The sequence below is a fragment of the Rhodopseudomonas palustris genome (assembly GCF_013415845.1).
In the GTDB taxonomy this organism is placed as follows: Bacteria; Pseudomonadota; Alphaproteobacteria; order Rhizobiales; family Xanthobacteraceae; genus Rhodopseudomonas; species Rhodopseudomonas palustris_F.
In genome coordinates this window covers 4,340,159-4,363,590 of sequence record NZ_CP058907.1, presented here as the reverse complement: position 1 = coordinate 4,363,590, position 23,432 = coordinate 4,340,159, and the positions used below count along the sequence as shown (strand labels likewise).

17 protein-coding genes are annotated in these 23,432 nt (G+C 65.2%); 12 read left to right on the top strand and 5 right to left on the bottom strand.

Features of this window, described 5'->3' with window-relative positions; all coding sequences use genetic code 11:
* Positions 1 to 40: 40 nt before the first annotated feature.
* The gene (locus HZF03_RS19920) at positions 41 to 481 is read right to left on the bottom strand and encodes a hypothetical protein (RefSeq protein ID WP_119019648.1); all 441 of its coding nucleotides are present in this window, start codon (positions 479 to 481) and stop codon (positions 41 to 43) included.
* Positions 482 to 597: 116 nt separating this feature from the next.
* On the opposite strand from HZF03_RS19920, the gene HZF03_RS19915 reads away from it, so the two are divergent.
* The gene (locus HZF03_RS19915) at positions 598 to 1,227 is read left to right on the top strand and encodes a hypothetical protein (RefSeq protein ID WP_042441248.1); all 630 of its coding nucleotides are present in this window, start codon (positions 598 to 600) and stop codon (positions 1,225 to 1,227) included.
* Positions 1,228 to 1,238: 11 nt separating this feature from the next.
* Here HZF03_RS19915 and HZF03_RS19910 read toward each other — a convergent pair whose 3' ends face one another.
* Positions 1,239 to 1,682: a universal stress protein gene (locus HZF03_RS19910; RefSeq protein ID WP_119019649.1), complete on the bottom strand. Its 444-nt coding sequence runs from the start codon at positions 1,680 to 1,682 to the stop codon at positions 1,239 to 1,241.
* Positions 1,683 to 1,725: 43 nt separating this feature from the next.
* Positions 1,726 to 2,256: a SixA phosphatase family protein gene (locus tag HZF03_RS19905; RefSeq protein ID WP_011159475.1), complete on the bottom strand. Its 531-nt coding sequence runs from the start codon at positions 2,254 to 2,256 to the stop codon at positions 1,726 to 1,728.
* Between the two features lie 140 nt (positions 2,257 to 2,396).
* Here HZF03_RS19905 and HZF03_RS19900 point away from each other — a divergent pair, with 140 nt between their 5' ends.
* The 3 genes from HZF03_RS19900 to HZF03_RS19890 all read left to right on the top strand — a co-directional run bounded on the left by HZF03_RS19900 (position 2,397) and on the right by HZF03_RS19890 (position 6,133).
* A complete protein-coding gene (locus tag HZF03_RS19900; RefSeq protein ID WP_119019650.1) occupies positions 2,397 to 3,857 on the top strand; it encodes an NAD(P)/FAD-dependent oxidoreductase in 1,461 nt (486 codons plus the stop codon).
* A gap of 133 nt (positions 3,858 to 3,990) precedes the next feature.
* Complete coding sequence (gene msrB / locus HZF03_RS19895) at positions 3,991 to 4,488, top strand: peptide-methionine (R)-S-oxide reductase MsrB (RefSeq protein WP_119019651.1); 498 nt, start codon at positions 3,991 to 3,993, stop codon at positions 4,486 to 4,488.
* A 151-nt stretch (positions 4,489 to 4,639) separates the two neighbouring features.
* The gene (locus HZF03_RS19890) at positions 4,640 to 6,133 is read left to right on the top strand and encodes a glycosyltransferase family 39 protein (protein WP_119019652.1); all 1,494 of its coding nucleotides are present in this window, start codon (positions 4,640 to 4,642) and stop codon (positions 6,131 to 6,133) included.
* Positions 6,134 to 6,169: 36 nt separating this feature from the next.
* Here HZF03_RS19890 and HZF03_RS19885 read toward each other — a convergent pair whose 3' ends face one another.
* Positions 6,170 to 6,442, bottom strand: a complete 273-nt coding sequence (locus HZF03_RS19885) for a hypothetical protein (protein WP_011159471.1) — start codon at positions 6,440 to 6,442, stop codon at positions 6,170 to 6,172.
* A 189-nt stretch (positions 6,443 to 6,631) separates the two neighbouring features.
* Positions 6,632 to 10,789, bottom strand: coding sequence for an ATP-binding protein (locus HZF03_RS19880; protein WP_234832324.1), 4,158 nt, complete (start codon positions 10,787 to 10,789; stop codon positions 6,632 to 6,634).
* A gap of 359 nt (positions 10,790 to 11,148) precedes the next feature.
* Here HZF03_RS19880 and HZF03_RS19875 point away from each other — a divergent pair, with 359 nt between their 5' ends.
* The 8 genes from HZF03_RS19875 to HZF03_RS19840 all read left to right on the top strand — a co-directional run bounded on the left by HZF03_RS19875 (position 11,149) and on the right by HZF03_RS19840 (position 23,426).
* Complete coding sequence (locus HZF03_RS19875) at positions 11,149 to 12,945, top strand: flagellar hook-basal body complex protein (RefSeq protein ID WP_011159468.1); 1,797 nt, start codon at positions 11,149 to 11,151, stop codon at positions 12,943 to 12,945.
* A gap of 38 nt (positions 12,946 to 12,983) precedes the next feature.
* Entirely contained in the window at positions 12,984 to 14,855 is a 1,872-nt protein-coding gene (gene flgK, locus HZF03_RS19870) for a flagellar hook-associated protein FlgK (protein WP_104512314.1), read from the top strand.
* A gap of 8 nt (positions 14,856 to 14,863) precedes the next feature.
* Complete coding sequence (locus HZF03_RS19865; protein ID WP_119019654.1) at positions 14,864 to 16,471, top strand: flagellar biosynthesis protein FlgL; 1,608 nt, start codon at positions 14,864 to 14,866, stop codon at positions 16,469 to 16,471.
* A gap of 307 nt (positions 16,472 to 16,778) precedes the next feature.
* Positions 16,779 to 19,445: a DUF1522 domain-containing protein gene (locus HZF03_RS19860; protein WP_119019674.1), complete on the top strand. Its 2,667-nt coding sequence runs from the start codon at positions 16,779 to 16,781 to the stop codon at positions 19,443 to 19,445.
* A gap of 155 nt (positions 19,446 to 19,600) precedes the next feature.
* On the top strand, positions 19,601 to 20,521 hold the full coding sequence (locus HZF03_RS19855) for an FkbM family methyltransferase (RefSeq protein WP_119019655.1): 921 nt from the start codon (positions 19,601 to 19,603) through the stop codon (positions 20,519 to 20,521).
* Positions 20,522 to 20,643: 122 nt separating this feature from the next.
* On the top strand, positions 20,644 to 21,312 hold the full coding sequence (locus HZF03_RS19850) for an SIS domain-containing protein (RefSeq protein WP_011159463.1): 669 nt from the start codon (positions 20,644 to 20,646) through the stop codon (positions 21,310 to 21,312).
* A gap of 141 nt (positions 21,313 to 21,453) precedes the next feature.
* Positions 21,454 to 22,392, top strand: a complete 939-nt coding sequence (locus HZF03_RS19845) for an NAD-dependent epimerase/dehydratase family protein (protein ID WP_011159462.1) — start codon at positions 21,454 to 21,456, stop codon at positions 22,390 to 22,392.
* A complete protein-coding gene (locus tag HZF03_RS19840; RefSeq protein WP_119019656.1) occupies positions 22,389 to 23,426 on the top strand; it encodes a GDP-mannose 4,6-dehydratase in 1,038 nt (345 codons plus the stop codon). Before HZF03_RS19845 ends, HZF03_RS19840 begins: the two co-directional genes overlap by 4 nt.
* Positions 23,427 to 23,432 lie beyond the last annotated feature (6 nt).

Here is a 23,432-nt window from a genome sequence, read left to right as displayed (position 1 = left end):
GCCTTTGGTGTTTTCAACAGCGTGCTTGGAGCGCGAGGCTTCAGACTTTGCGCAAGGCGAAATAAGCGCCGCAGAATGCCATAGCAGCACCGAGCAGCAACGTCGCCAGACCAGCGATGACACCTGACGCGGTCGGCACTGCGGACGGCGCCGAGGCTGCCTGTCCGGCGGCGGCGAGCACCAGTACCAGCACAACGATCAGAAACTGGCGGAGCTTCGGCGGGATCTGACCGGCGACCGCATGATTCATCAGCCGCGCCGTTAAGTAACCGCCGGCAAAGCCACCCGTCGCGACCAGCCACCACGCCAGCGCTGCGCTCGCCGGCATGAAGCTGCCGGAATCGTTGCGCCACAGGCCCCCGAGGTCGAGCCCGACGCTCTGGCCGAGCATGTGCAGCGCCAACGCCATCAATAGGCCGGACATCAGGGCGCCGCCCAGGATCAGGTGGCGAGGATAGTGGGGAGTTTCAGTCTTGGGCATGCTGTGGTCCGCGTAAGGTCGGATTGTAGAAAACCGCGCCCCGGCCGGCAAGGTGAACCCCGTCCGGCTCAGGTCGCGGGCTGAACGCCGCATTGCATCGCCGCGCTGGCTCCGGCATGGACGGTGGGATCGGCAACAGGGGCTTTCGGGTGACGCCACGATCCGACCGACACGACGACGCCGATTTCGGCACGGCCTATACCTACAAGGCCTCGCTGATCGGTGCGGCGCAGCAATTCGAACTCGGCGACGACGGGCTGATCTGGCGGATAGGGCCGAAAGCCGGGGTGTGGCCCTATGCGACGATCGCCAAGGTTCGGCTGAGCTATCGGCCGGTATCAATGCAGTCGCGCCGTTACCGGGCCGATCTCCAGGACGTCTCCGGCGGTCGGCTGCGGATCGTGTCCACCACCTGGCAGACCGTGGCGCTGATGGCGCCGCAAGACCAGGCCTACCGCTCCTTCATGATCGAACTGCACCGGCGGATGCGGGATGCCGGTAGCCGCGCCGAACTGATCGGCGGGCTGCCGCCGGCGGTCCATACCGGAGCTTTGGTGCTGATCGCGCTGGTGGCCGCCGCACTGACGGGGCTGTTGGCGCGTGCAGTGGCGGTGGGGTCATGGTCGGGCGCGCTGTTCCTGGCCGGCTTTGCGCTGCTGTTCGGCTGGCAGATCGGCGGCTTCATCCGCCGCAACCGCCCACGCCGCTATACCTTCGACGACGTGCCGAAGGATCTGCTGCCGTAGGCTCGTTCTGTTTAGCTCGGGTCTATGTGCAGTTCCCGCACCACCAGTACCGAGCACGGTGCGTAGCGGACGACGTGGCCGGCGTTGGATCCGAGGAAGTAGCTGCGCATCGCCGGCCGGTGCGAGCTCATCACGATCAGATCCGCGCCGACCGCCTCAACCTCTTCGAGAATCTCGTGGTAGATGCCGCCCTGGCGAACGCTGCTCGACAGCCGCTGCGCCGGAATGCCGGAGGTGCGGGCAATCTCAGCCAGTGCGGCTTCGGCCGACTGCCGCTGTTGATCGTCGAAATCCGCCGGGACGTATTCGGCAAGCATCACCGGGGTGATCGCCAGCACGTGCAGCAGCCGCACCTTGCCGTCGTAACTGTCGGCGAGCTTGGCTGCGGTGGCAATCGCGGGCTGCGCCAGCGCGGTATCGACCAGGTCGATCGGCACGAGGATGGACTTGAACATCTCCGGCCTCCTATCCGCGGAAGGGCGATGCCATGGTCTTCCGTTAGCTCGCTTCGCGCAACACTTTCGGGCTGACGAAATGCTGCAGCTTGCCGGTGCCGAATGCGGCATCGGCCCAGTCGGCGATCGGGAAGTCGATCACCACCACGGCCGCGGTCGGCATGCTGCCGGAGAGCTTGCGCCGCTCGGCTTCGTTGCAGGTGCAAGTGAGCGCCAGGGCCAGTTCGTGCAGGCCCGGATTGTGCCCGATCAGCATCAGCTGGTTGATGCCGGCCGAGACCTCATGAATCGCCTGCAGCAACTGCGAAGAGCTCGCGCTGTACATTTCCGGCAGGTACTCGACCTGCGGTTCGCGGTTCGCCGGAAACAGTTCGGACAGAACGTCCCAGGTCTGCCGAGTCCGGGTCGCGGTCGAGATCAGCACCTGATCCGGCATCAGATGCTCGGCGGCGAGCCAGGCGGCGATCTCGGCGGCGTCGCTGCGGCCGCGATCTTCCAGGCGGCGATCGTGGTCCTTGCCGCTCGGCGCGTCCCTTTCGGTTTTGGCGTGTCGCAGCAGGATCAGGCGGCGCATGAGTTCTTTCCTGAGGGCGGAGCTTGCGGATTAATCGAGACTGGCCGGCAGGACAAGGTGACAACCGTCCATGCTGTCCGTATTGAACGCGTATCTCGCAAGATGGCCCTGCTTGCGGATGCGCTCTTTTAGGAAACGGCATGGATTCGCTCCCGACAAGTGCGACGAATGGACCGGCCGGCTTGTCCGCCGAAGCCGATGCGGAACCGCACGCGCGGCTCACCTTCGACCTCGACGTCGATCTCTGCGTGATCGGCGCCGGCCTCGCCGGACTATCGGTCGCGCTGGAAGCAGCGCAGGCCGGGCTCAGCGTCGCCGTGCTGGAGAGTGGGCGGATCGGCTGGGGGGCGTCAGGGCACAATCTCGGCTCGGTGACCCCAGGCTACGGCGTGCCGATCGGCGATCTGATCGCCCGGGTCGGGCTGGATCACGCCAGCGCCCTGTGGGCGTTGACCCGCGAGGGCATGGAGATCGTCCGCGCCCGCGCCACCGAGGAGGCGATGCCCGGCGTCGCGCTGTCGGACGGCGCGCTGGAAGTCTCCAATGTCGATATCGGCGACCGGCTGGTCGAGCGGCTGCAGACGCTCGGTGTCGACTTCGGCTCCGAAGTCGAAGGCTGGCCGATCGACAAGGTCCGCGATGTCTTGCGGACCAACCGCTATTTTCACGGCATCCATTACCCGACCGCGTTTCAGCTCGATGGGCGCCGTTACTTGCGCGGCCTGGAGCGCTTGGCGCGGCAGGCCGGGGCACGGATCTTCGAGGAAACGCCGGCGGTCAGTATCGATTTCGCCGGCATCCGCAAGCGGATCTCCACGCCGAACGCGCGGCTGCGCGCCTCGGACATCGTGCTGGCCGGCAGCGTGCACCTCGGTGCGCCGTCGCCGCGCGTCGCCGAAACTCTGCTGCCGGTCTGGCGCACTGCGGCTCTCACCGCGCCGCTCGGCGAGCAACTCCCCGAGGCGATCGCGTTTGCCGGCTCGATTGCCGACACCGATGGGGTCGATCATTACCGGATCGTCGGCGGTGACCGGCTGCTGTGGTCCAGCGGCGAGACCACCTTCGATGTTGCGCCGCAGCGGCTCGCCGGAATCATCCGGCGGCGGATCGCGGCGGTGTTCTCCCAACTCGGGCAGGTCGAGATCGCCCAGACCTTCAGCGCGGCTGTCGGGATGACGGTGCACGGCATGCCGCAGATCGGCGAACTGCGGCCGGGGCTGTGGGTCGCCAGCGGATTCGGTCGGCAGGGGCTCGCCACCACCGCGATTGCCGGGCGGCTGATTGCTCGCGGCCTGACCCATAGCGACGAGCGCTGGAAGCTTTTTTCGCCGTTTGATCTGGTGTGGGCTGGCGGCACCATCGGCCGCATCGTCGGGCAGGGGGTGTATTTCGCCACCCGGGAGGGCGCACTCGCCGCCGGTGCCCTGGCGCGCTACCGCGAGCGCGCCGCCGCGCGGACCCGGGTCCGTGATGCGCGTGCCGAGGTCAAGCAGGAGGAGCGCCGCGCCCGCGTCGCGCTGCTGCGGGCTGCCGAGGCCGCAAATGTGCCCCCTCCGAATGCGCCGTCGCGTCGTCCGGTGCCGCCGCCATCGCCGGAATAGCTCCGGCAGCGTCGGCGTTCTCGCGACAATGTGAGCGGGCGAAAATACCGGCGGTGTAACCTGAGGTGCGGCCGCTCGTACCTGAGGGAAGTGCCGCCGGGGCGCCCGCGCCCGTCACGCAGGGAACATCATCATGATCGATCGCCGCATGCTGCTCGCTTCTGCCGCCCTTGCCGCTGCCTTTGGCTTCCGCTGGCTGCGGCCGGATGCCGCCCGCGCGGCCGAGAAGTTCGAGATCGAGAAGACGCCCGAGGAATGGCGCAAGCAGCTGACGCCGATGCAGTACCACATCCTGCGCGAGGAGGGCACCGAGCGGCCGTTCTCCAGCCCGTTGCTCAAGGAGCATCGCAAGGGCACCTTCGCCTGCGCCGGTTGCGACCTGCCACTGTTCTCGTCCGATACCAAGTTCGACAGCGGCACCGGCTGGCCGAGTTTCTGGCAACCGCTGCCGAACGCGGTCGGCGAACGTACCGATAGTACCCTCGGCATGACTCGCACCGAAGTGCATTGCCGCCGCTGCGGCGGTCATCTCGGCCACGTGTTCGATGACGGACCGAAGCCCACCGGGCTGCGCTACTGCATGGATGGCTACGCGCTGACCTTCCATCCGGCGACGCCGAACGCGAGCTGACGCGCTGGTTGTGAATCGCGTGAAAGACTTGTTTCCGCGTCTCAAACGCTGCGGCTGGCGTGGGGAAGTCGCCCGCCTCAGTTGACAATCCAAGCGCCGCCCACGCATATCCCGAGCACATTAACTTTCAGAAACGTGGCGGCCGGCCCTGATGCAACCTGTGGTGTCGCAGCCGGGGGGCTCCCGTAGCCTGCTGGCCATTCTCGCGGCGGCAATCGTCCTGCCGGTAGTCCTCGCGGCGATCGTATTTCCGACGCCGCTCTACGACACCCGCGAACTGGTCGCCTGGGGGCGCCACTTCCCGCTGATCACACCCGTGCACCCGCCGATGATGGTGTGGGCCGGCGGCGTGGTCGATCGCCTGTTCGGGCCATCCGGCACCGCCATCGTCGCCGCCAATCAGGTGCTGATGGCGATCGGCTTTGCGTATCTGTACGCGATCCTGCGACTGCTGGTCGAACGGACGATGGCGATCTACCTCGTCGTGCTCGCCGGCACCTCGTTCTACGCCGTGTTCGCGCCGCTATCCTGGGCGCTGAACGCCGACATCCTGCAGCTCACCTCGTGGCCGGCGGTGGTCTATCACTTCCTACGTGCGCGGCAGGACAACCGCTGGCTCGACTGGATCCTGCTCGGGGTATGGGCCGCGGTCGCGGCGCTGACCAAATACAACGCGGCGGTGCTGTTTCTGGCGATGGCGATCGGCGTCGTCGCGCTGCCGTCGTTCCGTCGCTGCCTGACGCGGCCCGGCCTGTATGTGGCAGTGTTGATCGCCACGCTACTCCTGCTGCCGCATGTGGTCACTGCGGTGAAGTTCGGCAGCACCATCGCTTACGGCGAGCGGCATTTCACCGGGTTCGGCTCGATCGGTGACACCGCCCGCCGCGTCGGCCTCCTGGTTGCCGGCTATCTGCCGATGCTGCTGCCCGGCGCGGTGATCGTCGCGGTGTCGAGCGCGCGCCGGATGATCAATGTGCGGGTGCCGAGGTTCGTCGAAGCCAGCGATGAGCTGAAGTTCATCGTCATCATCGATCTGGCGATGGTGCTGATCCTGCTCGGCATGATCGTCGGGCTCGGCCTCGAATACATCGCCCGTTATGGCGCACCGTTCTCGCTGTTGGCGGTGCCGGCGCTGGCGCCGCTCCTGAGCTGGAACGAGGCACGGCGCGACACTTGCGAGCGGCAGACCGGTTGGACACTGTCGGGGCTCTATACGGTGATGAGCGCGGCGGTGATGATCGCTTATCTCGGCCCCGCCTCGCACAGTGGGCTGCAGGAGCCGACCGCCGATGCGGCACGCCTGATCCTCGACGACTGGCGCAGCCAGTACAGCTGTGGACCGGGGTATTTTCTCGGTGATCGCCAGACGGTGTACGGCATCGGCATCGCGGCCGGGCCGGAAGCCGACTCGATCACCATCCACTTCATTCCGGCGACGCGCTGGTTCGATCCGCGCAAGCTGGAGGATCGGGGTGCGGTGCTGGTGTACACGCTGCCGCAGGTGCCGGCGCATTTTGCCGCTGCCTATCCGGGCCGGGCGATGTCGGATGAGAAGCGCATCGACGTGCCGGTGCTGCGGACCCACAACGGCAAGACCAAGGAGTATTTCTATCGCTTCGTCGCGCCGAAGGCGTGCAGCAAGTAGCGGTCGGGAATTAGCTCGGAAGACTGTGGCGGCGGCTCAGCTCGCCAGTGCCCGCCATTTTTCGGCGGCGTCGATTGCGGCGGGGCGCAGATTGTCGGCGGGCAGGCCGCGATGCAGGGCCTTGGCGTATTCGCAGATCGCCATGAAGGTCGATGAGCGGGCTTCGTCGACCTCGCAGGAATGCACGGTGCCGGCACCGTGGATGTAGCTGATCAGTCCCTTGAGCGACGACACGGCAGAATGCGGCTCCGCCGTTTCGGTCTGGTGCAGGCAGGACAACACCTGCTGGGCGATCTCGATCTCGGTCATGGGTACGCTCTTCGCAACGCTCGCGGACAAACATGCTCGGGCCGGAATGAGGGCCTCGATGCCACGCTTGTATGTCCGGAGAAATGATCTGCCTCAATGCGATAGCGTAGGTTCGGCAGGCGGCCGATCACATTGACGCGAACGTTGCATCTGCCGTGCATTCGCCGGTTCCGCGAAATGGAACGGCGATCAGGTCCGCTCGGCCATCGCCTTGCGCAAGACTTTCGATAGATCCTCGACCGAATACGGCTTGTGCAGCAGCTCGAAGCCGTGGTCCTCGTCGGCCAGCATGTGGGCGTAGCCGGAGTTCAGCACCACGGGCAGCTCCGGCAAACGCTTCTTGATCTCCCGGCCCAGCGTCACGCCGTCCATGCCCGGCATCGCCACGTCGCTCAGCACCAGGTCGAAACGCTTGGCGTTATCGCCGAGCAGAGCCAGCGCCTGTTCGCCGGAAGAGGCGAGCACGGTCTGGTAGCCGAGGTCATGGAGCAGCTGGGTGGAGAACTCGCCGACTTCGGCGTTATCCTCGACCACCAGGATGCAGCCGCGCTGCCGACCGTCGACGGCATTGCTGCCATTGCCGTTGCGGCGCTGGATCGGTTTGTCGCTGAGCGGCAGCCGGAGCGTGATCGTCGTGCCGCAGCCGATCGCGCTGTCGACATTGATGGTGCCGCCGGACTGCTGCACGAAGCCGTAAACCTGCGACAATCCAAGGCCTGTGCCGCGGCCGATGTCCTTGGTGGTGAAGAACGGCTCGAAGATCCGTTCGATCTGCTCGCGTGGAATGCCGCAGCCGGTATCGGCGATCGACACCTCGACGAAACCACTGCTGCCTGCGGCGGCTTCCTGGGGCATCGGCGCCGAGCGGGTCACCGAGACGGTGAGGGTGCCGTGGCCGTCCATCGCGTCGCGGGCGTTGGCCACCAGATTGACCAGCGCGGCGTCGAACTGATTGGTGTCGGCTTCGACTGGCAACGGCCGCTCGGCGATGTCGAGATTGAACACCGCGCGGGAGCCGAGCGCGGTCTTCAGCATGTCGGAGACGTCCTCGATGTGCTCGGCCGCGTCGAACACTTCGCGGTTCTGCGCGTGGCGGCGTGCGAAGGTGAGAAGCTGACCGGTCAGCTTGGCGGCGCGGTCGGCGGTGTCGGAGATCGCATCGACATAGCGGCGGACCCGCTCCGGCGGCAGCTCGCGCCGGCGCAGCAGATCGGCCGACGACCGGATCACCGTCAGCATGTTGTTGAAGTCGTGCGCGACGCCGCCGGTGAGCTGGCCGATCGCTTCCATCTTCTGCGCCTGCCGGAATGCTTCTTCGGCCTTGCGGCGTTCGGTGATGTCGACCGCCTCGGGCACGATCGCGATCACCTGGCCCTGCGGGTCTTGCACCGGGCGCATCTGCAGATCGAACCAGCGCCAGCCGCCAGCCGGCAGGTTGACGTGAAGTTCGCGCCGCACCGTCTCGCCGGCCGCGACCGCGGCGATGTCGCTGCGGATCATCTCAGGCAGTCCTGGCGTGCTGCCGAACCACGGTGTCGCCCACACCGGCTTGCCGATTACGTCCTCAAGCTGGCCGCCGATTCCGGCGAGCGAGGTGCGGTTGGCGTCGAGCACGACGCCGTCGACGTCGAGCAGCGCCTGATAAGTGTAGCTCGCCGCGAAGATGGTGCGCAGACGGGCTTCCTTTTGCTGCAGTTCGGCGGTGCGCTCCGCTACCTGCTCTTCGAGCTGCTCGTTGATGTCGCGTAGCGCCGCCTCGGCTTTCTTCTGCTCGGTGATGTCGCGGAAATACACCGAGATGCTCTTGCCGTTGGTCGGCGCCACCCGCAGTTCGAACCAGCGCTTGCTCGGCGGATGATAACTTTCGAACTCGCAGGCGACGCGCTCGGTCATCGCCCGGCGATAGGCTTGCTCGATCTTGGTGCCGAGCATCATCGGGTAGACGTCCCAATACACCTTGCCGATCAGCTCCTCCGCGGTGCTGGCGATCAGCCGTTCGGCGGCGGCGTTGACGTAAGTGAACCGATACTGCTCATCGAGTGCGATGAAGCCGTCGCTGATCGAGGCCAGGATGCCTTCGGCATGCTTACGGGCGGCCTGAGCTTCCTGGCGCAGCGCGTATTCGGTCCGCAGCGCCGTGCGCCGGATCGCCGCGGTATCGAGATTGGCGCGAACGCGCGTGAGCAGCTCGCGGGCGCTGAACGGCTTGCTGAGATAGTCGTCGGCGCCCGCCTCCAGACCCTCCAGCTTGGCTTCTTCCCCGGCACGCGCTGACAGGAAGATCACCGGCAGGTCAGCCACCGCCGGATCGCTGCGCAGTGCTTTTAAAAGACCGAGGCCGTCGAGCCGCGGCATCATCACGTCGCTGAGCACCAGATCCGGCCGACGCTTCTTCACCGCTTCGAGCGCCGCGACGCCGTCGCTGACAGCTTCGACCTCATAGGCATCGCCGAGCAGCCGGGCGACGTAGTCGCGCATGTCGTGGTTATCGTCGGCAAGCAGAATGTGCGGTCTGCCCGCGGCAGGCGCGGTGACGATGCCGAGATCCTGCGCACCGGAAGCTGGCGGCAGATCGGCATCGCCGCCCTCATCGAGCCAGCCGATCGCCTCGTCGAGATAGGCCTGGGCGCGGACATTGGTCGAGACCTGCAGCGCGGCGTGCCGCGGCCGGTCGGCCGGAAGGTGCGCGGAGCCGAACGGCAGGGTCACGCGGAAGGTCGAGCCACGACCGATCTCGCTCTCGACGTCGATCGAGCCGCTGTGCAGCTTGATCAGCTCCTGCACCAACGCCAGTCCGATCCCGCTGCCTTCGATCGAGCGGCCGCGCGCGCCCTCGACCCGGCGAAACCGCTCGAACAGATGCGGGATCTCGGCCTCCGGGATGCCGGTGCCGGTGTCGCTGACTTCGATCACGGCATGACGGCCGTCCGGATCGGGACCAACGCGGACTACGATTTCTCCTTCGAAGGTGAACTTGAATGCGTTGGAGAGAAGGTTAAGGACGATCTTCTCCCACATGTCGCGATCGACATAGACCGGCTGCGGCAGCGGTGGCGCTTCGATCACGAAGCGCAGGCCAGCACGGTCGAGCGCCGAGCGGAAATTCGAGGCGAGTTCGGCAGTGAAAGACGACAGGTCGACCGGGGTGAAATGTGCGGTGACGCGGCCGGCCTCGATCCGCGCGAAATCGAGCAGGGTGTTGACCAGCTTCAAGAGCCGCAGACCGTTGCGGTGAGCGATGCCGAGCAGCGACCGCTGCTCTTCCGGGATGCCATCGCGCCCTAGCGCTTCTTCCAGCGGGCTCAGCATCAGCGTCAGCGGCGTCCGGAATTCGTGGCTGACGTTGGAGAAGAACGCGGTCTTGGCGCGGTCGATTTCGGCCAGCGCCTCGGCGCGGCGGCGCTCCTCCTGATAGGCGTCGGCGTTGGTGATCGCCGACGAGATCTGGCCGGAGACCAAGGCGAGGAAGTCCTGGTAGGCGCTATCGTACAGCCGGAACGGGTTGAGCCCAGCAATCAGGAAGCCGGAGCGGCCGGTGTCGCCGCTTGCCGGGATCGGCACCACCACCGCCCGAGTCGGCGGCTGGCGCCACCCACCGGCCGGAAACGCGACGCCGAAGCGGTCATAGAGATCCGGCACCACGATCGGCGCGTTGAGACGGAAGGCTTCGGCGACGGGCCAGGGCTCGTCACCGCCCGCCAGCGCCAGCGTCGGCTTGACCGTGGGATGGCTGGCATCGATCCCGGACGAGGCGGCAAGTTCGGCGTGACCGCCGCCGAGGTCGGTCAGATAGATGAGCGCGAATGGCAGGTCCTGAGGATCGGTGGCGAGCGCGGCGGCGCTCCGTTCGCAGGCTTGCCCGACGCTGCGGGATTCTGCAGCGCTGGCGGCAAGATCGCGCAGCAGCGACAGTTGCCGCTCGGTGATGACCCGCTGGGTATCGTCCGTGTTGGCGCAGAAGATGCCGCCCGGCGAGCCGTCATCGGTCGGAATCGGGCTGTAGGAGAAGGTGTAGTAGGTTTCCTCGGGAAAGCCGTTTCGCTCCATGATCAGGAGCTGGGCCTCGACATAGGTGCCCTCATGGCCGCTGGTCGCCTTGGCGAGCAGCGGGGCGATATCTTCCCAGATTTCGGACCAGACTTCCGAAGTCGGCCGGCCGAGTGCCCATGGGTGCTTGCCGCCGATGATCGACTTGTAGGGATCGTTATAGAGATAGGTCAGCTCCGTGCCCCAGCCGATCCAGATCGGCTGTTGCGAGGTCAGCATGATGCGAACCGCGGTCTTGAGCGCCTGCGGCCAGCTCTCCGGCTGTCCGATCGGGGTCGATGCCCAATCGAATGCGCGCATCAGCGACGCCAGTTCGCCGCGGCCCAGAAAAAGACTGTCTGGGACCGCGTCTATGCGGCCCAGGTGCCCGCCGGGCGTATCTTCAGCCAAGTGATCCCCCGATCAACCCCCTCGCTGTCCCGGGTCGCAACGCGCAGGCGGAAGTTTGGTTCCCCGGCATTGGGGTAGGGGCAAGATAGTCAAATGGTCCCGGCAATAGTTGCCCGACCCGGCAAAACCGCCCCGGCCTCAGTGCCCTCTGCTAATCACCAAGCGATTGAAAAATATGGATTTTGCTCCTTGGCACGAGGCTTGCGGGAAGCCTCGTGGATCTGCTGTCAACAGCCGCCACGGGGCGGCCGCATCGGGAGAAGTCAGTAATGGGTATTTTCGGCGCTCTCACCACGTCGGTCGCGGGCCTGCGCTCCAACTCCTATGCGCTGGAGAACATCTCCGGAAACATCGCCAACTCGCAGACCACGGCGTTCAAGCGCATCGACACCTCGTTCCTCGACCTGATCCCGCAGGCGGGCAACAATCAGCAGCTCGCTGGGTCGGTGACCGCGGGATCGCGCCTGACCAACACCACGCAGGGCTCGGTGCAGTCCGCTTCGGTTTCGACCTACATGGCGATCAACGGCGAAGGCTTCTTCGTAGTGCAGAAGCCGAGCTCGTTCAGCGACAACAACCCGATCTTCCCGGGCGTCGACAACTTCACCCGCCGGGGCGACTTCTCGCTCGACAAGAACGGCTATCTGGTGAACGGCGCCGGCTACTATCTGGAAGGCGTGAAGATCGACCCGACCACCGGCAACCCGGTCGGCGGCAGCCCCGGCGTCCTGAAGTTCCAGAACGACTTCCTGCCGTCGCAGGCCACCACCAAAATCAGCTACCGCGCGAACCTCGCCTCGTATCCGCTGACCACCAAGCACGACAAGTCGATCCCCGGCTCGGAACTGCTGCGCGCCGCCGACTTCGCCACCAACCCGCAGGTCCTCGGCACGACCCCGCCGCCGTTCAGCGACAACAGCAAGACCGGCCTCCAGATCAACAACAAGCAGGGCGTCCCGATCACCGGCGCGACCAAGCTGAGTGGCGTCGCCGGCAGTGACTCGATCGGCGTCGACTTCGCGGTCGGCAACACGATCACGGTGAACGGCACGGCCATTACCTTCACGGCTTCGGGCGGCACCGACGACGCGACCCACATCCCGATCGACTCCACCATCGCCAACCTGTTGAGCAAGATCGACGCGATCTCGGCCGGCGGTGCGGCGTCGACGGTGACTTCGGGCGCGGTGGTGCTGCACACCGGCGTCGCCAGTGATCTGGCCATGACGTCCGGCGCTGCGGCGTTCGCCTCGCTCGGTCTCACCAGCCCCGTCAATGTGGTCCGCAACGGTGGTGGTTCGGTCGGTACCGGCAAGGTGACTGGCGTCGACAACCAGACGTTCCTCGACGAGTCGGTCTCGGGCGGCTCCACCACCGCCTATGACGGCAACGGCGCGCCGGTGAACGTGCAGTTCCGCTGGGCCAAGGTCGACTCCGCCACCCTCGGCACCGGCCACACCGACGTCTGGAACTTGTTCTATCAGGTCAATCCGAATGCGACCGGCACGCAGACGGCATGGCAGAACGTCAACACCAACTTCACCTTCGCCTCGAACGGTCAGATGAGCCCGGTGATCGGCCAGATCACGCTGACCGGTCTGACGGTGTCGGGTGTGTCGCTGGGGGACGTGACGATGGCGTTCGGCACCGGCGGTCTGACGCAGTTCTCCGACACCAACGGCAACGTTCAGGTCAACCAGCTGCAGCAGGACGGCTACTCGGCCGGCCAGCTGGTCAGCGTGTCGGTCAGCAACGACGGCCGCGTGGTCGGCGCCTATTCCAACGGCCGCAATATCGACCTCGCCGAAGTGTCGGTCGCGACCTTCAACGGTGCCAACTTCCTCAAGCGCACCGACGGCGGCGCGTTCGAAATCACCAATGAATCCGGCCAGCCCTTGTACGGCAAGGGCGGCTCGGTGTCGGGTTCGTCGCTCGAATCTTCGAACACCGACATCGCCGACGAATTCACCAAGCTGATCGTCACCCAGCAGGCCTACTCGGCGAACACCAAGGTGATCACCACGGCCAACACCATGGTGCAGGATCTGCTCAACGTGATGCGCTAGGCGGTGCGGTCCGCCCTCCAAACCCCGGGTAGGTAGTCATGAGTCTCGGAGACGCACTCGCCATCGCAATGGCCGGCCTTCGGGTGAACCAGGCGACAATGTCGCTGGTGTCATCCAACGTTGCCAACGCCGAGACGCCCGGCTATGTCCGCAAGACGGTCAACCAGTCGGCGGTGAATGCGGGGGAGACCGGCACCAGCGTCAAGGTCGTCGGCGTCGATCGTCAGCTCGACGACTACATCCTGGCGCAGCTTCGAACCGAGACTTCGGGAGGGGCCTACGCGTCGTTGCGATCGGACTTCCTGAAGCAGCTGCAGGGGCTATTCGGCGATCCGAACTCCACCGGGACGCTCGAAAATTCCTACAACGGTCTCACCACCGCGCTGCAGGCGCTCGCCACCAGTCCGGACAGCACGTCTGCACGGATTGCTGTGCTGAATGCCGCGCAGGCGATTTCGAGCAATCTGAATTCGACATCGAACGGCATTCAAACGCTGCGCGCAGGGTGCGAAACCGGCATCGCCGACGCGGTGACCACCGCGAACAACTTGATGCAGCAGATCGCCAACATCAACACCCATATCCAGACCAATCCGCTCGGTGGCACATCGACCGATGCGGCCACCTCGGCGATGCTCGATCAGCGCGATCAGGCGATCAATCAGTTGTCGCAACTGATGGATATCCGCGTCGTCACCAATGGCGCCAATCAGGTGACCGTGTTCACCGGATCCGGCGTGCAGCTCGTCGGCATGGAAGCGGCGAAGCTGACCTTCAATGCGCAGGGCACGGTTTCGCCGACCACGATGTGGAATCCGAACACGGCGATCAGCGATCTCGGCTCGATCCGGGTCGGCTACGCCAACGGCTCCTCTTCCGATCTGACCAGCTCGCTGAAATCCGGTAAGTTGGCCGCCTATGTCGAGTTGCGCGACAAGACCCTTGTCCAGGCCCAGACCCAGCTCGATCAGTTTGCGGCCTCGCTGTCGAGCGCGCTTTCAGACAAGACGACGGCCGGCACGGCTGTCACCTCCGGCACCCAGGCGGGTTTCAGTCTCGATCTGTCGTCGATGAAGACCGGAAACACCGTCAACATCTCTTACACCGATACGCTGACCGGTGCGCAGCATACGGTGACGGTGGTGCGGGTCGATGATCCGTCGGTGCTGCCACTGCCGCAGAACGCCACCGCCGATCCGAACGACTACGCGGTCGGGATCGATTTCTCCGGCCTGTCCGGCTCGGTGGTGTCGCAGCTCAACGCTGCGCTCAACAGCCGTAACCTGCAGTTCAGCGGCACCGCGCCAAACATCACGGTGCTGAACAACGCAGGCTTCTCGACGATTACCGCGGCCTCAGTCACCAGCACCGAGACGTCGCTGACCGGCGGCACCGCATCGGTGCCGCTGTTCAATGACAATGGCGCGGCTTACACCGGGGCGATCAACGGCTACGGCAGCCAGATGACCGGCTACGCGCAGCGGATCTCGGTCAACGCCGACCTGATCAAGGATAACTCCCGGCTGGTGGTGTATTCGACCTCGCCGCTCACGGCCGCGGGCGATACCACGCGGCCTGACTTCCTGGTCAAGCAGCTCAACACCAGCAAGTATCTGTATTCGGCGAAGACCGGTATCGGTTCGGATGCTGCACCTTACAAGGGCACGCTGCTGAGCTATCTGCAGCAGTTCGTCAGCCAGCAGGGCTCCAATGCGGCGGCGGCGCAACAACTGTCCGAGGGGCAGAACGTGGTGCTGAACACACTGCAGCAGAAATTCTCGACGTCCTCCGGCGTCAACATGGACGAGGAGATGGCGCATCTGCTGTCGCTGCAGAACGCCTACGCGGCGAACGCGCGGGTGATGTCGACCATCAACCAGATGTATCAGTCCCTGATGCAGGCGATTTGAGGCGAGCCATGGCGATCGACGGCGTAAGCGGGCGTACTTCCTATATCGGCACCGGGATCCTCAATCTTCGCAGCCAGCTCGAGAATCTGAGCCAACAGCTCTCGAGCGGGCGGATCTCGAACACCTATGCCGGCGACGGCACCGGCCGCAGCCTTGCAATCGGCCTGCGTGCGCAGATGTCGAACATCGCCAGCTACAGCGACACGATGACCAACATCACCACCCGCATCAGCGTGGCGAACCTTTCGCTGCAGCGGATGGCAACGATCAACAGCGAGGTGAAGGGCGCGGCGGTGAGCGCCGGCTCGACGCTGGACAACACCGGTCAAACCCCGGGCCAGAAGACCGCGTCACTCGACTTCTTCGACTCGGTCGACATGCTGAACGCCCAGGTCGGCGACCGCTATCTGTTCGGCGGCCGGATCACCGACACTGCGCCGGTGACCGCGGCCGACAAGATTATGAACGGCGACGGCGCGGCGGTCGCTGGGCTGAAGCAGGTGATCAGCGAGCGTCACGACGCCGATGTCGGCACCAACGGCATGGGCCGGACCATCGTGTCGACCGGCGCGACCGCCACGACCGTCCAGATCGGTGAGGACTTCGCCGCCAATCCGTACGCGACTCCGACCCCGATCGGGCCGTCGCCGTTCGGCATGAAGCTGAATGCGGTTTCGACCACGATCAGCGGCGCGGTGGTGACGCAGCCGACCGAGACGCCGCCGACCACCCCGCCGGCGGCCCCCAATCCGAAGGCGATGTCGATCGACCTCAACGGCGTCATTCCGAACGAGGGCGATGCGGTGAAGTTCACCTTCGACATGCCGGATGGGACGCAGGAGACCATCACGCTGACGGCGTCTTCAAAGACGCCGCTGCCGGACGGATGCTTCGCGATCGATCAGGGCTCGCCGACCGCAGTGCCCCCCGTCGCGCCGTCACCGTCGGTGACGGCGGCCAATCTGCAGACCGCGCTGACGGCTGCGGTAAAGAAGATGGCCAACGGCCCGCTGGCGGCCGCCTCGGCGATCAAGGCCGGCGACGACTTCTTCAACAACACCCCGCCGCTGCGGGTGGCCGGCACCGCGCCGTTCGGCGTCGCCACGGCGCAAGTCGCCGGCACCAAAGCCAATACGATCTTCTGGTACAACGGAGAGCCGGACTCGGCGAGCGATCCGGCCCGCGGCACCGCGGTTGCCAAGATCGATGACGCCATCACGGTGCAATACGGCGCCCGAGCCGATGAGCAGGCGCTGCGCAAGCAGTTGCAGACCGTTGCGGTGTTCGCCGCGGTGACGACCTCGGCCACCGATCCCTATAGTTCCGGAAAGATTGCGGCGCTCAACCAGCGCGTGGCTGCTAATCTGGCGGTCGTTCCCGGCCAGCAGTCGATCCAGAATATGCAGGCGGAATTGGCCGGTGCTCAGGCGTCGATCAAGGCCACCGCCAACCGCCAGACGCAGAGTAAGGCGCTGGCGCAGACGATGCTCAGTTCGATCGAAGGCATCAACAATGATGAGGTGGCGACCAAGATCCTGGCGCTGCAAACCTCGCTGCAGGCGTCGTATGAGACGACGTCGAAACTCTATCAGCTGAGTCTCGTCAAGTTTCTCTAGTTAATTATCTCTGAACGACGGGCCGCCGCTCCGGCGGCCCCGCGGCGACCGATTTCGCGCCGCTTAGCTGCCGCAGCTGCAGCACAAGTCCTCCTAAACGCTCACTGATCCTGGCAAATTACGTAGTCTTGCGAGGCTGCGAGCCGCGTCTCCACGTCCGTCTCATCTTGCACAAGCCAGTGATTTTACGGGCGATTCCTTCCGTTAAACCCGGTTCTCTGACTTTACGCATTTTTAGAGTCTGGCCGGCAAGGTGCCGCGACCGATCAAGAAGATCGCGTTTGCACACCAGGAAGGTAGCATCACAATGTCCGGTATCGTTCTATCCAACGCCGTTCGCCAGAATCTTTCTTCGCTCCAGGCCACGGCTGACTTGCTCGCCACCACCCAAAGCCGCCTCTCGTCCGGCAAGAAGGTGAACACGGCGCTCGATAATCCGACTAACTTCTTCACCGCCGCTTCGCTCGACAGCCGCGCCAGCGACATCAACAACCTCCTCGATGGCATCGGCAACGGCGTGCAGATCCTGCAGGCCGCCAATACCGGCATCACCTCGCTGAACAAGCTGGTGGACAGCGCCAAGTCGATCGCCAACCAGGCCCTGCAGACGACCTCCGGCTACGCCACCAAGTCGAACGTGTCGGCCACCATCTCCGGCGCCACCGCTGACGACCTGCGCGGTACCCAGAGCTACTCGAACGCGGTTGCCACCGGCAACGTGATCTTCGACGGCACCGCGGGTGGCAGCACCGCTGCGTCCGGCTCCGACACCCTCGGCGGTGCGATCGTCAGCATCGCGGCGGGTACGGCTGTGACCGCTCTCGGCGCCGCTGACAACACCGCGCTCGGCAGCGTTCTCAGCGTCGGCACCGCCGCCGCCACCGCGGGCGGCTCCAACCTGATCAGCGACCTCACCAACGGTTCGACCACCACGGCGACCGGTCCGGCTGCGGGCGACTCGATCACGGTGAACGGCAAGACCATCACCTTCACCACTGCCGGTGCCGCCAGCAAGGACAGCAACGGCAACTACACGATCGGTCTCGACCAGACCCTGACCAAGCTGGCCAACACGATCGACGATATCAACGGCAACACCGGCCATTCGTCGACCATCACCGCCGGCAAGCTGGAACTGCACTCGGGCACCAACAGCCCGCTGACGATCGGCGACAACGCCGGCGGCGCCGTGCTGGCCAAGCTCGGCCTGACCGCGCAGACCGTCGACACCGCGGCTGCGACCGCCTCGGCCAACATCTCGGCCACGACGCAGCTGTTCAACACCCATGGTGGCCTCACCACCGCGGCGATCGCGGACGGCACCCAGCTGACGGTCAACGGCAAGACCATTACGTTCAAGACCTCCGACGCTCCGCAGGGCAATAACATCCCGACGGGCACCGGTGTTCTCGGCCGTATCGGCACCGACGGCAACGGCAACTCGACGATCTATCTCGGTGACCAGACCAAGTTCAGCAACGCGACCGTTGGTGACCTGCTGACCGCGATCGATCTGGCCAACGGCGTCAAGTCGGCGACCATCTCGTCGGGTGTCGCAACCATCAGCACCAACTCCGGCCAGACTGCTTCGGACGTCACCGGTGGTATCACCACCATCCGCAGCTCGACCGGCGCCGACCTCAACGTCACCGGCTGGACCGACCTGTTCAAGAACCTCGGTCTGACCAGCGCTACCGGTACCGGTCCGCTGACCCTCACCAAGCAGCGCACCACCAGCGGCACCACGATGGGCACGCTGATCGCGGACGGCTCCACGCTGAACGTGAACGGCAAGACCATCACCTTCAAGAACGCCGCTGTTCCGACTGCGTCGTCGACCCACCAGGGCATCTCCGGCAACGTCGAGACCGATGGCCAGGGCAATTCGACCGTGTACCTGCAGAAGGGCACCATCGATGACGTCCTGAAGGCCATCGACCTCGCCACCGGCGTCCGCACGGCTTCGCTGGGTGTCTCCGGTGCGACGATCTCGACTGCCAACGGCACGGCCAACTCGTCGATCACGAGCGGCTCGCTGAAGCTGTCGACCGGACTTGCCTCCGACCTTAGCATCACCGGCACCGGCAACGCGCTGGCTGCCCTCGGCCTCACCGGTCCGAGCGGCATCTCCACCTCGTTCACCTCGGCTCGTGGCGCTTCGGCCGGCAGCCTGAACGGCAAGACGCTGACCTTCACCTCCTTCAACGGCGGTGCGGCCACCAACGTCACCTTCGGCGACGGCACCAACGGTACCGTCAAGTCGCTCGCTCAGCTGAACGCTGCGCTGGCGTCCAACAACCTGACGGCGTCGATCGACAACGCCTCCGGCAAGCTCACGATCGCAGCGTCGAACGACTACGCCTCCCACACTCTGGGCGGCTCGGACGGCGGTGTGATCGGCGGCACCCTGGCTTCGACCCTGACCTTCTCGGTGCCGAACGCGCCGGTGGTCGACGTCAACGCCCAGACCACCCGCGCCGGCCTGGTCAAGCAGTTCAACGACGTGCTCGACCAGATCAAGACCACGGCTCAGGACGCGTCGTTCAACGGTGTGAACCTGCTGAACGGCGACACCCTGAAGCTGGTGTTCAACGAAACCGGCAAGTCGACGATCTCGATCCAGGGCGTCACCTTCAACCCGACCGGCCTCGGCCTGTCGAACCTGAGCTCTGGCGTCGACTTCATCGACAACAACGCCACCAACGCCGTGCTGAGCAAGCTGAGCACCGCTTCGACCGCCCTGCGGTCGCAGGCCTCCGCGTTCGGTTCGAACCTGTCGATCGTGCAGGCCCGTCAGGACTTCTCGAAGAGCCTGATCAACGTGCTGCAGACCGGTTCGTCGAACCTCACGCTGGCCGACACCAACGAGGAAGCGGCGAACAGCCAGGCGCTGACGACCCGCCAGTCGATCGCGGTGTCCGCGCTGTCGCTGGCCAACCAGTCTCAGCAGGGCGTGCTGCAGCTCCTCCGCTAATCGCCGCGTAGCTGATCAAACGACGGAAGGCGGCGGGGGCGACCCCGCCGCCTTTCTTTCTGCTCCGGCTGCCGCCCTCCCGAGGTTCGTGTTGCGGGCAGGGATGCAGTAAGGTGCAGGTGATTCGGGCTCATCTTTTTCAACGGCGCCGTTGCATGACCGATACCGCTCCGAGGGCCGATTCCAGTGCTGCGCCGGCGCCATATGCGCCGGGGCCCGACCGGATCCTCGCTGATATCATCACCGCTCTGCCCGAGCTGGCGCGGCATCACGCGCCGGGTGGAGCCGCCTACACGGCCTTGGCCTCGGCCGCCCGCAGCGCGGTGGTGGCGCTGTTCGCCCGCGGCGGCACCGACGTGCCGTTCGGACCGTTCGGGCCGATCAGCTTTCCGTATCACCGGATGGGGGCGGTGGACTCGCTCGACCTGTTCGGGCTCGACGAGCTGATCCTGTTTTCGTTTTATTGGCAGAACCGCGATCGATACCGGCGCGTCGCCGACATCGGCGGCAACATCGGTCTGCACAGCCTCGTAATGGCGCGTTGCGGCTTCACGGTTGAAACCTACGAGCCGGACCCCGAGCACGTCGCTCTGTTCCTGGCCAACATGCGTGCCAACGGCGTCACCACCGTCCGCGTCAACGAGGCGGCGGTGTCGGCGCAACCGGGTGAGGCGGAGTTCCTCCGGTTGCGCGGCAACACCACCGGCAGCCATATTGCCGGGGCCAAGCTCGATCCCTATGGCGAGATCGACCGCTTCAAGGTGCGGCTCGCCGCGTTCGACGAGATCGCCGCAAAGGCCGACTTCGCCAAGATCGACGCCGAAGGCCACGAGGCGGTGATCATCACCTCGCTGCCGCGCGAGCGTTGGGCCACAATCGACATCATGCTCGAGATTGGCAGCGACGCCAACGCCGCGGCCATCTTTGATTATGCGCGCGGCGCTGGGGTGCAACTGTTCACCCAAAAGACCGGCTGGCGCCGGGCGGAGACGCTGGCCGACCTGCCGATCTCCTACAAGCAGGGCAGCGCCTTCCTCACCGCCAAGGACGCGATCCCGGGGCTGCCGCCGTCATGACCTCACGCAATCGCCAGGTAGTATTCCGAGGCGATCGGCGCCGGACGCCGCGGCCGGTCATGATTTACACATTGCTAACGAATCACGCGCAACCGTGATGGCTCGGAATGCCGAGGACGCCGATGACGCAGTCGCGTAACAGCACCGCCCCCATTCCCGACGACGTTCCTGAGGATGTCGCCGCGACGCCGCTGCTGTCGAAACGGCAGATGCTCGGCTATTACGACCACCTCCGGGCGACTCTCGCCGCCGCGCAGGCCTCCGATTGCGAAGGCCGGCCGTTCGCGCAGGAAGTCGCCGCCTCGCTGGTGATCGCCTGGGCCCGCGAAGTCCATGCCGACGGCCGCAAGCTGATGTTCATCGGCAATGGCGGCAGCGCTGCGATCGCCAGCCACATGGCGACCGACTATTCCAAGAACGGCGGCATGCGCGCGCTCTGCCTCAACGACGGTGCGATGCTGACCTGCCTCGGCAACGACTACGGCTACGAGCAGGTCTTCGCCAAGCAGATCGAACTGTTCGCGCAGGAAGGCGACCTGTTGATCGCGATCTCCTCGTCCGGTCGCTCGCCGAACATCCTCAACGCCGTCGCTGCTGCTCGTGCGCGCGGCTGCCGGGTGATCACCTTAAGCGGTTTTTCGGCCGACAATCCGCTGCGCCGCGAGGGCGACATCAATTTCTATCTGGCCTCCGACCAATACGGTTTTGTCGAGCTCGGCCATCTGACAATCTGCCATGCCATTCTCGATTTCGCCTGCGGCCAGCGCGTGCCGCTGCCGGCCGCCGGCTGACCGGACCAGGCGAGCGACGATCCGCGCGGCCCTATCAGGGCGTGCAAAAATGCGTGTATCTCTTGCATTCAGGCTTGCAATGATTCGTCGGCGCCGCGATGCGGCGCGCCGTGGGACGGGCTTATCAGTGGGAATGAAGCGATGAAGATCCTGGTGACCGGCGCCTGCGGCTACGTCGGAACCACGCTGGTGCCGAAGCTTCTGGCACGCGGCGACGAAGTGGTGGCGTTCGACATCATGTGGTTCGGCAACGATCTGCCGCCGCATCCCGCGCTTACCGTGATACGTGGCGACGTTCGCGATACCAGCTCGATCGACCTCTCCGGGATCGACGCGATCGTGCATCTGGCTTCGGTGGCCAACGATCCGTGCGGCGATCTCGATCCCAAGCTGACCTGGGAGATCAGCGCACTCGCCACCATGCAGCTCGCCGACCGCGCCGCGCGCGCCGGCATCCAGCGCTTCGTCTACGCGTCGTCCGGCAGCGTCTACGGCATCAAGGACGAAGAGCAGGTCACCGAGGACCTGACGTTGGAGCCGATCTCCGAATACAACAAGACCAAGATGGTGGCCGAGCGGGTGATGCTCAGCTACGCCGGCGACATGGCGGTGCAGATCGTACGCCCGGCGACGGTGTGCGGGCCCTCGCCGCGAATGCGGCTCGATGTCTCGGTCAACATGCTGACCATGCAGGCGCTGACCAACGGTGAGATTACTGTGTTCGGCGGCAATCAGGTCCGTCCCAACATCCACATCGACGACATCACCGATCTGTACCTGATGCTGCTCGACCGGCCCGAGCTGCGCGGCATCTATAATGCCGGTTTCGAGAACATCTCGATCCTCGACATCGCCAAGATGGTCGACGCCCAGGTGCCGACCAAGATCACCGTCACCGCCTCGAACGATCCGCGCTCCTACCGGATCAATTCCGACAAGCTGCTGGCGACCGGCTTCAAGCCGAAGAAGACGGTGAACGACGCGATCCGCGAGATCATCGTCAAATTCCAGCGCGGCGAATTGAAGAACGAGGACCGCCACTACAATCTGCGCTGGATGCAGCGGAGCCTACAGGCGTGACCGGTATCGTTCCCGCGTCCGCGCCGTGTGCGATGGCCCGCGCGGGCTTCGACAAATATCTGGTGATCGGTTCGAATTCGTTTACCGGTGCCTCGATGGTCAGCTATCTGCTCGACCAGGGTGCCGACGTCGTCGGCATCAGCCGCTCCGACGAGCCGCATCCGGCATTCCTGCCGTATCGCTGGAAGAAGGCCGATCGCTTCCGGTTTCAGAAGCTCGACCTCAACCACGATCTCGACGCGATCATGCAACTGGTGACCGCCGAGCGGTTTCCCTGCATCATCAATTTTGCCGCGCAGAGCATGGTCGGCGAGAGCTGGGCCAATCCGGACCATTGGTTCATGACCAATGTGGTGTCGACGGTGCGGCTGCACGAGCGTCTGCGGATTTGTGACTTCCTCGAGCGCTACGTCCACGTCACCACGCCGGAAGTGTACGGCAACGCCACCGGCACGCTGACCGAGGATGCGGTGTTCGATCCATCGACGCCCTATGCGGTGTCGCGCGCCGCCGGCGACATGAGCTTACGATCGTATTTCCGCGCCTACGGCTTTCCCGTGCTGTTCACCCGTGCGGCCAATGTCTATGGCCCCGGGCAGCGGCTGTATCGGATCGTGCCGCGCACCATCCTGTTCATCAAGCTCGGCCGCAAGCTGCAGCTGCACGGCGGCGGAACCTCGGAGCGCTCGTTCATCCATGCGGCCGATGTCGCCGACGCCACCAGGCGGATCGCCTGCAACGGCAAGCTTGGCGACAGCTATCACATCTCCACCGACCGGATCGTCACCATCCGCGCCCTGGTGGAGATGATCTGCGCGATGATGGGCGTGCGGTTCGAGGATCAGGTCGAGATCGTTGGCGAGCGGCTCGGCAAGGACGCCGCCTACAAGCTCGACAGCAGCAAATTGCGCAGCGAACTCGGCTGGAGCGACCAGATCACGCTGGAGCAGGGCATCGAACAGACGATCGCCTGGATCGATCGCTGGTTCGAAGAACTGAAGAGCCAGCCGTTCGACTACGCGCACAAGCCTTGAGGACCG

Excerpts from the sequence above, each read along its gene's own strand:
- HZF03_RS19920 (WP_119019648.1), bottom strand. The coding sequence starts at position 481 with ATGCCCAAGACTGAAACTCCCCACTATCCTCGCCACCTGATCCTGGGC.
- HZF03_RS19915 (WP_042441248.1), top strand. The coding sequence starts at position 598 with ATGGACGGTGGGATCGGCAACAGGGGCTTTCGGGTGACGCCACGATCC.
- HZF03_RS19910 (WP_119019649.1), bottom strand. The coding sequence starts at position 1,682 with ATGTTCAAGTCCATCCTCGTGCCGATCGACCTGGTCGATACCGCGCTG.
- HZF03_RS19905 (WP_011159475.1), bottom strand. The coding sequence starts at position 2,256 with ATGCGCCGCCTGATCCTGCTGCGACACGCCAAAACCGAAAGGGACGCG.
- HZF03_RS19900 (WP_119019650.1), top strand. The coding sequence starts at position 2,397 with ATGGATTCGCTCCCGACAAGTGCGACGAATGGACCGGCCGGCTTGTCC.
- msrB (WP_119019651.1), top strand. The coding sequence starts at position 3,991 with ATGATCGATCGCCGCATGCTGCTCGCTTCTGCCGCCCTTGCCGCTGCC.
- HZF03_RS19890 (WP_119019652.1), top strand. The coding sequence starts at position 4,640 with ATGCAACCTGTGGTGTCGCAGCCGGGGGGCTCCCGTAGCCTGCTGGCC.
- HZF03_RS19885 (WP_011159471.1), bottom strand. The coding sequence starts at position 6,442 with ATGACCGAGATCGAGATCGCCCAGCAGGTGTTGTCCTGCCTGCACCAG.
- HZF03_RS19880 (WP_234832324.1), bottom strand. The coding sequence starts at position 10,789 with ATGCGCGCATTCGATTGGGCATCGACCCCGATCGGACAGCCGGAGAGC.
- HZF03_RS19875 (WP_011159468.1), top strand. The coding sequence starts at position 11,149 with ATGGGTATTTTCGGCGCTCTCACCACGTCGGTCGCGGGCCTGCGCTCC.
- flgK (WP_104512314.1), top strand. The coding sequence starts at position 12,984 with ATGAGTCTCGGAGACGCACTCGCCATCGCAATGGCCGGCCTTCGGGTG.
- HZF03_RS19865 (WP_119019654.1), top strand. The coding sequence starts at position 14,864 with ATGGCGATCGACGGCGTAAGCGGGCGTACTTCCTATATCGGCACCGGG.
- HZF03_RS19860 (WP_119019674.1), top strand. The coding sequence starts at position 16,779 with ATGTCCGGTATCGTTCTATCCAACGCCGTTCGCCAGAATCTTTCTTCG.
- HZF03_RS19855 (WP_119019655.1), top strand. The coding sequence starts at position 19,601 with ATGACCGATACCGCTCCGAGGGCCGATTCCAGTGCTGCGCCGGCGCCA.
- HZF03_RS19850 (WP_011159463.1), top strand. The coding sequence starts at position 20,644 with ATGACGCAGTCGCGTAACAGCACCGCCCCCATTCCCGACGACGTTCCT.
- HZF03_RS19845 (WP_011159462.1), top strand. The coding sequence starts at position 21,454 with ATGAAGATCCTGGTGACCGGCGCCTGCGGCTACGTCGGAACCACGCTG.